Source organism: Urbifossiella limnaea (genome assembly GCF_007747215.1).
Lineage (GTDB): Bacteria > Planctomycetota > Planctomycetia > Gemmatales > Gemmataceae > Urbifossiella > Urbifossiella limnaea.
Genome location: NZ_CP036273.1, coordinates 241,249 through 253,721, shown reverse-complemented (window position 1 = coordinate 253,721; position 12,473 = coordinate 241,249). Strand labels below are relative to the sequence as shown.

7 protein-coding genes are annotated in these 12,473 nt (G+C 73.0%); 4 read left to right on the top strand and 3 right to left on the bottom strand.

Annotated features, from left to right (window positions below; translation table 11 throughout):
- Positions 1-22: 22 nt before the first annotated feature.
- The 3 genes from ETAA1_RS01125 to ETAA1_RS01115 form a co-directional block, all read right to left on the bottom strand.
- Entirely contained in the window at positions 23-1,726 is a 1,704-nt protein-coding gene (locus ETAA1_RS01125) for a SulP family inorganic anion transporter (protein ID WP_145233540.1), read from the bottom strand.
- Positions 1,727-1,892: 166 nt separating this feature from the next.
- Positions 1,893-3,335 (bottom strand): sigma-54-dependent transcriptional regulator, encoded by a 1,443-nt coding sequence (locus ETAA1_RS01120; protein WP_145233538.1) that lies wholly within the window; start codon positions 3,333-3,335, stop codon positions 1,893-1,895.
- On the bottom strand, positions 3,313-4,770 hold the full coding sequence (locus ETAA1_RS01115) for a sensor histidine kinase (protein ID WP_202920574.1): 1,458 nt from the start codon (positions 4,768-4,770) through the stop codon (positions 3,313-3,315). Before ETAA1_RS01115 ends, ETAA1_RS01120 begins: the two co-directional genes overlap by 23 nt.
- A gap of 199 nt (positions 4,771-4,969) precedes the next feature.
- On the opposite strand from ETAA1_RS01115, the gene ETAA1_RS01110 reads away from it, so the two are divergent.
- From ETAA1_RS01110 to ETAA1_RS01095, 4 genes are all read left to right on the top strand, one after another.
- Positions 4,970-7,996, top strand: a complete 3,027-nt coding sequence (locus tag ETAA1_RS01110; RefSeq protein ID WP_145233535.1) for a DUF2309 domain-containing protein — start codon at positions 4,970-4,972, stop codon at positions 7,994-7,996.
- A 118-nt stretch (positions 7,997-8,114) separates the two neighbouring features.
- Positions 8,115-9,524: a proton-conducting transporter transmembrane domain-containing protein gene (locus tag ETAA1_RS01105; protein ID WP_145233534.1), complete on the top strand. Its 1,410-nt coding sequence runs from the start codon at positions 8,115-8,117 to the stop codon at positions 9,522-9,524.
- Positions 9,521-10,849, top strand: a complete 1,329-nt coding sequence (locus tag ETAA1_RS01100) for a proton-conducting transporter transmembrane domain-containing protein (protein WP_145233533.1) — start codon at positions 9,521-9,523, stop codon at positions 10,847-10,849. The genes ETAA1_RS01105 and ETAA1_RS01100 overlap by 4 nt, the downstream gene beginning before the upstream one ends.
- Before the next feature lie 290 nt (positions 10,850-11,139).
- The gene (locus tag ETAA1_RS01095; RefSeq protein WP_145233532.1) at positions 11,140-12,459 is read left to right on the top strand and encodes a DUF1501 domain-containing protein; all 1,320 of its coding nucleotides are present in this window, start codon (positions 11,140-11,142) and stop codon (positions 12,457-12,459) included.
- Positions 12,460-12,473: the final 14 nt, after the last annotated feature.

Here is a 12,473-nt window from a genome sequence, read left to right as displayed (position 1 = left end):
GCCGGCGGGCCGCGGCCGCGCCCTACCTCGCCACCGGCACACCGCCGGAGCTCTTCCGCGCCGCCTGCGGGTGCGCCGACAGCGGCACGTGCGCTTCCAGCCCCATCACCACCAGCCGCTTGCCGACGGCCTCGAACGCGCCCGCCAGCTCGTGCAGCTTCTCCATCACGCTGTGGTCCACCAGCCGCGTGTGCGACAGGTCCAGCACCACCTCGTCGCGCCCCTCCGCCTCCTTCAGGATCGCCGCCCGCACCCCCAGCCAGTTCGAGAACACCGCCGCCTTCCGCACCACCAGCACCACCAGCTTGTCCCCCTCCGGCACCACGTCCACCGTGGACTTGAACATCGCCGACAGCGGCGCCCCGTGCCGCAGGTGGAACAGGAACTTCAGCGCGATCCCCGTGCCGATGCCGACCAGCAGGTCGGTCGCCAGCGTGGTGACGATGGTGGCCACGAACACGAGGAACTGCTCGCTGCCGACGCGGTACGTCCGCACGAACTCCCGCGGCGACGCCAGCCGGAACCCGGTGTACACGAGCATCGCCCCGAGCGCGGCCAGCGGGATGCGGTGGATCAGGTCGGCGAACAGGAGCGCGAACGCCAGCAGGAACAGCGCGTGCCAGAAGTTCGCCGCCCGCGTCCGGGCGCCGTTGTCGATGTTCGCCTTGCTCCGCACGATCTCCGAGATCATCGGCAGCGCGCCGATGGTGGAGGCCGCGGTGTTGGCGATGCCGACGGCGAGCTGGTCGCGGTCGAAGTTGGTCTTGCGCCGCCACGGGTCCAGCAGCTCGATCGCCTTCGCACTCAGCAGCGACTCCAGGCTGCCGATCAGGGTGAACAGCACGACGTACTTCAGCCCGGTGCCGGACGCCACCCCGCGGAAGTCGGGGAGCGTGAACGCGGCGGCCGGGTTCGCCAGCACGTCCGGCATGTCCACCAGGAAGCGCGGGCCGACCTCGTACACGTCGGGGTGGTCGGCGTCCCAGAAGTGGTTCGGGAAGAGGTACGTGTGCCGGTGCTCCAGGTCGAACACCGCCCCGAGGGCCACGGCCGCGACCAGCACCACGAGCTGCGCCGGCACCCGCTTCAGGGCCTTCAGCGGGATCCACGGCAGGCCGAACAGGATGACCAGCCCGATCAGGCCGATGGCGGCGATCTCCGGGTTCAGGTCGCGGGCCGCGCCGGGCAGGTTCAGCAGCAGCTTCAGCGGCCCCGCCCCGCGCTCGGGCGTCGCGCCGAGCACCTGGTACGCCTCCTTCACCATGATGATGATGCCGATCGACGCCAGCATCCCGTGGACCGGCGTGAGCGGGAAGAAGTCGACGAGCCGGCCGGCGCGGATCAGGCCGAACAGGATCTGGATGACGCCGGCGACGAGCCCGACGCCGAGGGCCATCCGGTAGCCGACCATCGCCCGCTCGGCGTCGGGGAGGCCGGCGCCGAACTCGGCGCCGAACTCGTTGACCGCCCCGGCGACGATGACGATGAGGCCGGCGGCCGGCCCCTTGATGGTCAGCTCGGAGTTGCTGAGGAGCGAGCAGACGACGCCGCCGACGACGGCCGTCCAGATGCCGACGATCGGCGGGAAGCCGCTGGCCCGGGCGATGGCCAGGCACAACGGCATGGCGATGAGGAAGACGAGGAACCCGGCGACGGCGTCGTACCGGAGGTTCGCCAGGATGCCGGGCGCGAGCGGCGGCGGGGGCGGCGACGGGTGCTTGGCCACGGGGGGCGCCTCGGCGGACAGGGTGCGCCGGGGGAAAGCACGGGCCGTGCCGCGTCGGGACGGGATGAGGGATGAGGGATGAGGGATGAGGGATGAAGGAAAACCCGGGCTTCGGCCCCGGTTCCGGCTTCATCCCTCATCCCTCATCCCTCATCCCTCTGGTTCCTCAGCCCTCACCCTGGTCGTCGTCCGACCACACCTCGCGGTTGATGGTGATGCCCAGGGCGCGAATCTTGGTCCGCAGGCTGCCGCGGGTGATGCCGAGGATTTTCGCCGCCTGCAACTGGTTGCCGCCGGTGTGCCGCAGCACCCGCACCAGCACCTCGCGCTCCATCCGCTCGACGGCCTCGGCGTACAGCTCCTCCGACCCCGCCGCGATGCGGTCGGCCACGAACGCGTCCCAGTCGAACGCCGCGCCGGCCGGCGCCGCGGTCGGCGGCAGGCCGAGGACGTGCGGCGGCAGGTAGTCGGCGGCCAGCACCGACCCGCGCATCCGCAGCAGCGCCTGCTTCAGCACGCTCTGCAGCTCGCGGACGTTCCCCGGCCACTGGTACGCCCGCAGCGCCGCCAGCGCCTCCGGGGCCAGCTGCGCCACCGGCTTCCCCAGGTCGCGGCCGAACCGCCGCAGGTAGTGCTCGACCAACAGCACCACGTCGTCGCCGCGCTCGCCCAGCGGCGGCAGGCGGATGGTGAACACGTTCAGCCGGAAGTACAGGTCCTTGCGGAACTGCCCGGCCTCGACCAGTTTCTCCAGGTCGGAGTTGGTCGCGGCGACGAGGCGCACGTCGGTCTGCACGGTCTCGGTGCCGCCGACGCGCTCGAACCGCTGCTCCTGGATCAGCCGCAGCACCTTCGCCTGCGTCAGCGGCGACATGTCGCCGATCTCGTCGAGGAAGATGGTGCCGCCGGTGGCCTGCTCGAACTTGCCGATCCGCTTCCGGTCGGCCCCGGTGAACGCCCCCTTCTCGTGGCCGAACAGCTCGCTCTCCAGCAGCGTCTCGGGGATGGCCGCGCAGTTCACCGCCAGGAACGGCCGCTCGGCCCGGTTGCTGTGCTGGTAGATGGCGCGGGCCACCAGCTCCTTGCCGGTGCCGCTCTCGCCGAGGAGGAGCACCGTCACGTCCTGCCGGGCGACGCGGCCGATGGCCTTGTACACCTCCTGCATGGCCGGGCAGCGGCCCAGGAGCAGGTCGCCGGTGGCCGGCGCGGGTTCGACCTCGGGCATCGCCGCGGGCACGCGCATGAGCCGGCTGGAGCGCACGGCCCGCCCGATGAGGTCGCGCAGCTCGGCGAGTTCGAGCGGCTTCAGGAGGTACTCGAAGGCGCCTTCCTTCATGGCCTCGATGGCCAGGTCGGCGGTGCCGTGGCCGGTGACGAGGATGATCGGCACGCGGGCGTCGACCTTGCGGAGGCGGTGGAACGTGTCGAGCCCGGAGGCGTCGGGGAGGTTCACGTCGAGGACGACGGCGTCGGGCGGGTCGGCCTCCAGGGCGGCGACGGCCTCGGCGGCGGTGGTGGCGGTGCGCAGGGTGACGTCGGCGTCGCGGAAGGCGCGCTGGAAGGCGTGCTGGATGCTCGCCTCGTCGTCAACGACCAGGAGGGTCGGCATCGGGTCTCGCCGGGAGGGTGGTGGGGACGGTGACGAGGAACCCGGCCCCGCCGCCGGGGAGGTTGGACGCCAGGATCGTCCCGCCGTGATCTTCGGCGATCCGCCGCGAGATGACCAGCCCCAGCCCCAGGCCGGTGTCCTTCGAGCTGACGAACGGCTCGAACAGCCGCGGCAGAATCTCCCGCGGGATGCCCGGCCCGGTGTCGTCGACGGACACCTCGACGCGGCCCGGCCGCGGCCGCACCGCCACCGTCAGGCGGCCGCCGGTCGGCATGGCGTCGAGGGCGTTCAGGCACAGGTTCACCAGCACCTGCCGGAACTGCTCCACGTCGCCGGTCAGGGTCACCGCCGGCGGCGTGTCCACGGCCACGGCGACGCGCTGCTTCACGGCCCGGCCGCGGATCAGCTCGACGACGCCGCCGACCAGGGCGGTGAGGTCGAACCGCTCCCGCCGCGGCTTCGGCGGGCGGGCGAAGTCGAGGAACGTTTGCAGCGACCGCTCGGTGCGGCGGACCTCGCCCTCGATGACGCGCATGTCGGCGGCGGTGAGGCCGCCGCCGTCCTCGAGCCCGGCCTGGACGAGCATCTTGATCGACGTGAGCGGGTTGCGGATCTCGTGGGCCACGCCGGCGGCGAGCTGGCCGACGGCCGCCAGCTGCTCGGCCCGGAGCACCTCGCGGTCGCGCTGCTGGATGGTCTGCACCGCCTCCTCGATCCGCCCCGCGAGCTGGTCGAGTTGGGCGTGCAGGCCGTGGAAGTCGCCGTCGCCGGTGACGACGATCTCGGCCGGGTCGGGGCCGAGCTTGCCGGCGGCGTCGCGGATCTGCACCTCCAGCCGGCGGATCGACCGGCTCAGCCCGCGGGCGACGCCGAACCCGAGCACGACGCCGGCGAACCCGCCGAGGCCGGCGACGGTGGCCAGCCCCCAGACCATGTTGCGGAGCGTTTGTTCGTGCTCGCGCACGGCCTCCTCGACGCGGCTGTCGTTGTACTCCTCCAGCTCGCGGCACGGCAGCAGGACGTGGGCTTCGAGGAAGCGGGTGGCGTCGGCGACGCGGGCCTCGTGGTCGGCGGCGGCGGGCGGCGGCAGGGTCTGCCACAGATGGAGGTACTGGCCGAAGCCGTCGCCCATCCGGTCGGTCAGGCTCTGCTCGGACGGGGTGTCGGCGTGCCGGCGGGTCTGGGCGATCTGGGCCTGGGCGCGGGCGTGCAGGTCGGACACGGTCTCGACGTGGTTCGTCTCCAGGGCGATGAGCACGTTGAGGGTGCCGCGCAGGTCGGACGCGGCCTTGCGACTGGTGAACTCCTCGCGGAGGACCCGGGTGACGGCGGCCTGTTGGTAGAACAACGACACGGCGGTGATGCCGCAGAGCGAGACGAGGCACAGGGTGGTGAGGACGACCGGCCCGAGGTAGCGGAGGCGGAACCCGGGCATGACGACCTCCGCGCGGGGACGGGGGTGTTGTACCGGCGGCGAGCCGGGCGTCGCCAGGGTGGCCGCCGCGCGACCACGGTGACCGCCGCGGCACCACCCGCCGGGCGGCCGGGCGAGCGGTTTCGCCACGAAATCGGCCACGCCCGGCTGCGGCACCGGGAATGCGTTGTGGTTCGCTTTCGAACACCACGAGGGCGCGATGGGCGAGCGCAGTGATGCCCCGGACGACCGTCTCGCCCGCGCCGTCGACCACGCCGCCCACCTCCTGCCGGCGCAGGGGCCGATCACCGTCTTCATCCACCACAACACGCTGCACGCCTTCGAGCACCTCACGTTCGACGAGGCGGTGGCGCAGGCCGCCCGCGTGTTCGGCTGTCAGCCGTACCTGAGTGAGGAGCGCTACCGGGCCGAGCTCCGCCGCGGCCGCATCCGGTTCGACGGCCTCCGCGCCGTCCTCCGCGACGACCTCGGCGGCCGCGCCGACGAGTCGGTCGTCGGCCTCGCCTCGCGGCTCGAGCTGCGGCTGGCGATGCTGCGGTTCACCGTGTGGACCGGCCCCGCCGCCGAGCTCGACTGGTTCCTCGCCGAGACCGACGCCCTGCGCCGCTGCCGGCCCGACGTGTCCGCCGCCGACCGCGGCCGGCTCGTGTCCGAGACGCGGCGGTGGGTGATGCGCGACCTGCGCGGCCGGGCGGAAGGCGCCGGGCTGTTCGAGGGGTTCCGCGTCGGCGGGATCGAGACGTGGGACGAGGCCGCGTGGGAGGCGTTCGCGCTCACCGCCCTGTGGCGCGTCTGCGGCGCCGGCCTCCGTGGCGTCCCCGCCGCGCCGGTGCCGCCGGCCGGCCCGCGGCGCCACCGCGACCTGCTGCTGGGCGCCACCGGCGCCGACACCGACTCGCTCGTGCACGACGTGCTGACGCGGTTCTGCGCCGCGTTCCTGGATCAGGGCGTGTCGCACTGGCCGCTGCCGGACCGCGAGCGCGGCCTGTACCACGCCTTCCTCGCGCTGTACGGCCGGCCCGGCGGCCCGCCGGACCTCTGGCTGAAGGCCCTCGCCGCCGAGGCGGCCCGCGTGCGTGACGCGAACGTCGGCCCGCTCGAATCGGTGCGGCAGTCGCTGGCCGCGCTCGGCGTCGCCGAGGACGAGTGGGACGATTTTCTTTCCGCCACGCTGCTGGCGCTGCGCGGCTGGGGCGGCATGGTGCGCGAGGTCGAGATCCGCGCCGACCGCGTCGCCGTGCCCATCCCGAAGGGGAGCCTCGTCGAGTTCCTCGCGGTCCGGCTGCTGCTCGACCGGCTGGCGCTGGCCCACGTGGCGAAGGCCGAGCTGGGCTACGCCGGCGAGTTGGCCGCGCTGCGGGACGCGCTGAAGGCGCGGGTGCCCGCGGCGGCACCGCCGACGGCCGGGCAGCGGGCCATGCCGGTGTTCCAGCTCGCGCAGGTGCTCGGCTGGTCGCCGGACGAGCTGAACCGGCTGACGCCCGCCGCGTGGGCCGAACTCGCCGCCGAGGTGGAAGCCTTCGGCGAGATCGAGCGGCGGCGGGTGTTCCACCTGGCCTACGAGCGGCGCTTCACCATCCAGACGCTCGACGCCCTGGCCCTGCACCCGCGGCAGGCCCGGACCACCACCCCGCGGTTCCAGCTCATCACCTGCCTGGACGAGCGCGAGGAGTCGTTCCGCCGGCACGTCGAGGAGGTGGCGCCGGACGCGCAGACGTTCGGCGCCGCCGGCTTCTTCGCGCTGGCGATGTACTACCGCGGCGCGACCGAGGCGCACTTCGTGCCGCTGTGCCCGATCGTGCTGACGCCGGCGCACTGGGTGGAGGAGCAGGCCGAGGAGCAGCTCGAAGGGGCCCACCGCCGGCTGCGGCGGACGCAGCAGGTGCTCGGCGCCGCGGCGCACCAGGCCCACGTCGGCACCCGCAGCATGGCGCTCGGCGCGGTCCTGACCGGCAGCTTCGGCGTGCTCGCCGGCATCCCGCTGGTGGCGCGGACGCTGTTCCCGCGGCTGACGGCGCGGTTCCGCGACCGGGTGGCGGGGTACGTTCAACGTGCCCCCAAGACGCGGCTGCGGCTCGAGCGGAACCCGGCCGCCACGCCCGGCCCGGAGAACGGCAACCTGGGCTTTACCCTCGACGAGATGGTGGACATCGGCGAGCGGCTGCTCCGCGACGTGGGGCTGATTTCCGGCTTCGCCCGGCTGGTGTTCACGGTCGGGCACGGCTCGTCGAGCATGAACAACCCGCACCGGTCGGCCTACGACTGCGGGGCGTGCGGCGGCAGCCCCGGGGCGCCGAACGGCCGCGGCGTGGCCACCGTGCTCAACGACCCGCGCGTCCGCCGCGGCCTGGCCGCGCGGGGCATTCACGTCCCCGAAGAGACGTGGTTCGTCGGCGGGGTCCACAACACGTGCAACGACCGCGTCACGCTGTTCGACCTGGACCGCGTGCCGGACGGCCACCGCGGCGAGCTGAACCGCGTCCGGGACGAGATCGATCAGGCGTGCGACCGGAACGCCCACGAGCGGTGCCGGCGGTTCATGTCGGCCCGGCTGGACCTGACGTTCGAGGAGGCCCGCCGGCACGTCGAGGGGCGGAGCGAGGACCTGGCCCAGACGCGGCCGGAGTTGGGGCACGCGACGAACGCCATCGTGCACGTCGGCCGGCGGGAGCGGACGCGCGGCCTGTACTTCGACCGGCGCGCGTTCCTGACCTCCTACGACCCGACGCAGGACAACGCGACCGGCGACGTCCTGGCCCGCACGATGGGGGCCATCTTCCCGGTGTGCGGCGGGATCAACCTGGAGTACTACTTCTCGCACGTGGACCCGGCGGGCTACGGGTGCGGCACGAAGCTGCCGCACAACGTGACCGCGCTGCTGGGCGTGATGGACGGCGCGCAGAGCGACCTGCGGACCGGCCTGCCGTGGCAGATGACGGAGATCCACGAGCCGGTGCGGCTGCTGATCGTGTGCGAGACGACGCCGGCGGTGATGGACCACATCCTGGCGAACAACCCGCTCGGCCGGGCGCTGACGGCGAACGGCTGGGTGCGGGTGGCGGTGCAGGCGCCGGACACGAACGAGCTGCGGGTGTACAAGGCCGGGGCGTGGGTGCCGTACGAGCCGCAGGCGGACCACCTGCCGCGGGCGGCGACCTCGGCCGACTGGTACCGCGGCTGGCGCGACCACCTGGAGTTCGCGGAGATCGGGCCGGCGGTCGGTTGAGGGGTGAGGGGGCGAACCACGCACGACGGAACACGACACCACGCACGCACCACAGACGACGCACGGGTGGTGACGGACCACCTCGACCCCGACCTGCACCCCGGAGGACGCCCGCCCGATGCCGCTTTTCGACCCGGCCGCCCTACTCCAGGCGTCGCCGCTGACGCTCCTGGGCACGCTCGTCGTCGCCGCCCCGGCGGCGCTCGTGGCCGTACTCGGCATCCCCTCGCTGCTCGACCGGCCGCTGTCGGAGCGGGCCGCAGCGCGGGCCGTGGCCGTCACGACCGGCGTCGGCCTCGCGGCGGTCGTCGCCGTCTTCGTACTCATGTTGACCGGGGACACCCGGCACGTCGTCGTCGGCCTCGGCGACTGGGTCCACGTCGGCCACCACGACTCCGCCCCGCACTACCACTTCGCCGTGACGTTCGTCTTCGACCGGCTGTCGGTGCCGTTCGCGGCGCTGTCGCTGGTGCTGTGCGGGACGATCGGGGCGTTCGCCGTGCGGTACATGCACCGCGAGCCGGGGTACAACCGGTTCTTCGTCCTGTACGCCGTGTTCATGGCCGGCATGGTCATCACCTCGCTGGCCGGCACCATTGAGACGCTGTTCGCCGGGTGGGAGCTGGTCGGCCTGTCCAGCGCGCTGCTGGTGGCGTTCTTCCAGGAGCGGCCGGCGCCGAGCCGGAACGGGCTGCGCGTGTGGACCGTGTACCGCGTGTCCGACGCGGCCCTGCTGCTGGCGGCGGTCATCCTCCACCACCTGAGCGGCGAGGGGAACTTGGACCGCGTCCTCGGCCCCGGCCCGTGGCCGCACGGCGAGGTCCACCTGAGCGGCGCCCAGGTGCTGGCCGTCAGCGGGCTGCTGCTGGTGGCGGCGGCGGGGAAGTCGGCGCTGGTGCCGTTCTCCGGCTGGCTGCCGCGGGCGATGGAGGGGCCGACGCCGTCCAGCGCCGTGTTCTACGGGGCGCTGTCGGTCCACCTGGGGGCGTTCCTGCTGCTGCGCGTCAGCCCGCTGCTGGACACGTCGGCGGGGCTGTCGGCGGCGGTGCTGGCGCTCGGGCTCGCGACGGCGGCGTACGCCGCGCTGGCCGGGCGGGTGCAGACGGACATCAAGTCGGCGCTGTCGTTCGCGTCGCTGACGCAGGTGGGGCTGATCGTGGCGGAGGTCGGCGCCGGGTACTGGCTAGGCGAGTGGTTCCGGTACGTGCCGCTGGTCCACCTGCTGGGCCACGCCTGCCTGCGGACGCTGCAGTTCGTGCGCGCCCCGACGTTCCTTCAGGACCAGCGGGCGCTGGAGAACGCGATCGGGGCGCGGCTGCCGCCGCCCGGGGTGTTCGGCCGGCCGGGGCTGTACCGGTTCGCGCTGGAGCGCGGCTACCTCGACGCGGTGCTGACGGACTACGTGGCCCGCCCGTTCGCGGCGCTGTTCGGCTGGTTCGACGCGCTGGAACGCCGGGCCACCGCCGCGCTGGCGGGGACGCGCGCCCCCGGCGAGCCGGGTGACCGTTCCTTGTCGGAGTCCGCATGACCTGGCTGTCGCTCCCGTGGGCCGACCTGACCGTCGCCGTGCCGCTGCTCGGCGCGGCGGTCGTTGGCCGTGTCCGCGACATCCCCACGGCCGGGCGCTGGTGCCTCGGCTTCAGCCTCGCCACGCTGGGCTGCGCCGTACTCGCCGGGCTGGCGTTCGCCGCCGGGGCGACGGGCCCGGGGCTGTTTCGCGTCGACGAGCTCAGCGCCCCGCTCCTCCCGCTGGTGGCGCTGCTCCACGTCCTGACCGTGCTGGCGACCGCCCGGACGAAGATGAACCGCGTGTCGTTCACCGGCCACCTCGCCGGCGAGGCCGTGCGGCTGGCCACGTTCGCCACCATCGACCCGTGGCCGCTGATCGCCCTGCTGTCGGCGGCGACGGTGCTGCCGTTCATCGAGCTGGTGAAGCGCGGCAAGCCGACGCGGGTGTACGTCCTGCACATGGCGCTGTTCGTCGGCCTGCTGACGGCCGGGTGGGCGGGCGTGGAGGCCGGCGCCGAGTGGGGCGCGGTGGCGCTGATGGCGGCCATCCTGGTGCGGAGCGGCACCGTGCCCGTCCACCTGTGGGTAGCCGACCTGTTCGAGCACGGGTCGTTCGGCACGGCGCTGCTGTTCGTGGCCCCGATCGCCGGCGTGTACGCGGCGCTGCGGCTGGTGCTGCCGGTGGCCCCGGACTGGGTGCTCACCGGCATCGGCGCGTTCTCGCTGGTCACGGCCGTGTACGCCGCCGGCATGGCGGTGGTGCAGCGCGACGCCCGGCGGTTCTTCGCGTACCTGTTCCTCAGCCACGCCTCGCTCGTGCTCGTCGGGCTGGAGCTGCACACCGTCATCAGCCTGACCGGAGCGCTGTGCCTGTGGGTGTCGGTGGTGCTGTCGCTCGGCGGGCTGGGGCTGACGCTGCGGGCGGTGGAGGCCCGCTACGGCCGGCTGTCGCTGGCCGGGCACCAGGGGCTGTACGCCCGGTCGCCGGCGCTGGCCGTGTGCTTCCTGCTGACCGGCCTCGGCAGCGTCGGCTTCCCCGGCACGCTGGGGTTCGTGGCGGCCGAACTGTTGATGGACGGGGCGGTGGACGCGAACCTGTTCGTGGGCGTGGTGCTGGTGCTGGCGGCGGCGGTGAACGGCATCGCCGTGGTGCGGGCGTACCTGCTGCTGTTCACGGGGGCGAAGTCGGCGTCGCCAGTGGCGGTCGGGATCACCCCCAAGGAGCGGTTCGCCGTGCTGGTGCTGGCGGCGCTGTTGTTGGGCGGCGGGCTGGTGCCGCAGGCGCTGGTGGCGTCGCGGTTTCACGCGGCCGAGACGCTGCTCCGCGAACGGAACCCGCGCTGACGCGGGGGCGGCTGCCGGCTTGACACGTGGACAAATGTAACCTACATTTGGGCATCGGTCCAGAAAATCGGCACGCCCGGCGCACCCCGGACGACCCTCCAAAACGGGCCAGAATCTCCCTCTTGCTGAATTGACGCGCCTTTCCTGACCGACTATCATCCACCTTGCACAGAAGCGGGTCACGGCCCGCGGTGTGCCCGCCCTCCCCGCCGACCGGTCGGCCGCCCGACCCGTGCCTGACAGCCCCCGAGTGGGGTCGCCCACTAACCAGTAATCGAACGGAGTCCCCGATGAACCTGTCGCGCCTGTGTCCCGGGTCGCCGCTCAACCGTCGGAACTTCCTCCACGTCGGTTACCTCGGCGGCCTCGGCCTCACGCTCGACCAGTTCCTCCGCGCCGAGGCGCAGGCCCAGCAGCCCGCGGCCGCCCCGGCCCGGCAGGCGAAGGCGCAGGCGGTCATCCACATCTTCATGCCCGGCGGCATGGCCCACCAGGAGAGCTGGGACCCGAAGCCGTTCGCGCCGGTGGAATACCGCGGCGAGATGGGCACCACCCAGACTAAGCTCGAAGGCGTGGTGTTCAACGAGTGCCTGACGAAGACCGCCCAGGTGGCCGACCAGCTGACCATCGCCCGCGCCATGACGCACGGCGAGGCGGCGCACGAGCGCGGCACCCACAACATGTTCACCGGCTACCGGCCGAGCCCGGCCATCACCTTCCCGAGCATGGGGAGCGTGGTCAGCCACGAGCTCGGCGTGCGGAACAACCTGCCGCCGTACGTCGCCATCCCGAGCATGCCGACGAACTACGCCGGCAGCGGCTACCTCAGCAGCGCGTACGCCCCGTTCAGCCTCGGCAGCGACCCGGCCAACGCCGGCTTCCGCGTCCAGGACCTGGCGCTGCCCGGCGGCGTGTCGCAGGAGCGGTTCACCGTCCGCCGCAACATGATGGACACGGTGAACGAGCACTTCCGCAGCCGCGAGAAGTCGGACAACCTCGACGCGATGGACACCTTCTACCAGCGGGCCTACGGCCTCATCAGCAGCGAGCGGGCGCGGGCCGCGTTCGACATCAACGCCGAGGACCCGAAGGTCCGCGACGCCTACGGCCGCAACGCCGCCGGGCAGCGGCTGCTGATGGCCCGGCGCCTCGTGGAGAGCGGCGTGCGGTTCGTGACGCTGACCTACGGCGGCTGGGACCTGCACAACGGCATCGTCGGCGGCACGCGGAGCCAGCTGCCGGCGTTCGACCAGGCGTACGCGGCGCTGATCTCGGACCTGAAGTCGAAGGGGATGCTCGACAGCACGCTGGTGATGATTTCGAGCGAGTTCGGCCGCACGCCGAAGATCAACGGCACCGCCGGCCGCGACCACTGGCCGAAGGTGTTCAGCGTGGTGCTGGCCGGCGGCGGGGTGAAGAAGGGCTTCGTGTACGGCAAGTCGGACGCGACGGCGAGCGAGCCGGACGAGGACGGGCTGACGGTCGAGGACCTGGCGCACACGGTGTACACCTGCCTGGGCGTCGACGCCGACAAGCGGCTGATGAGCCCCGGCGACCGGCCGATCGACATCGTGCGCGAAGGGCACACGCGGCGCGAGCTGCTGGCGTAAGTCCCGGTTTTCAG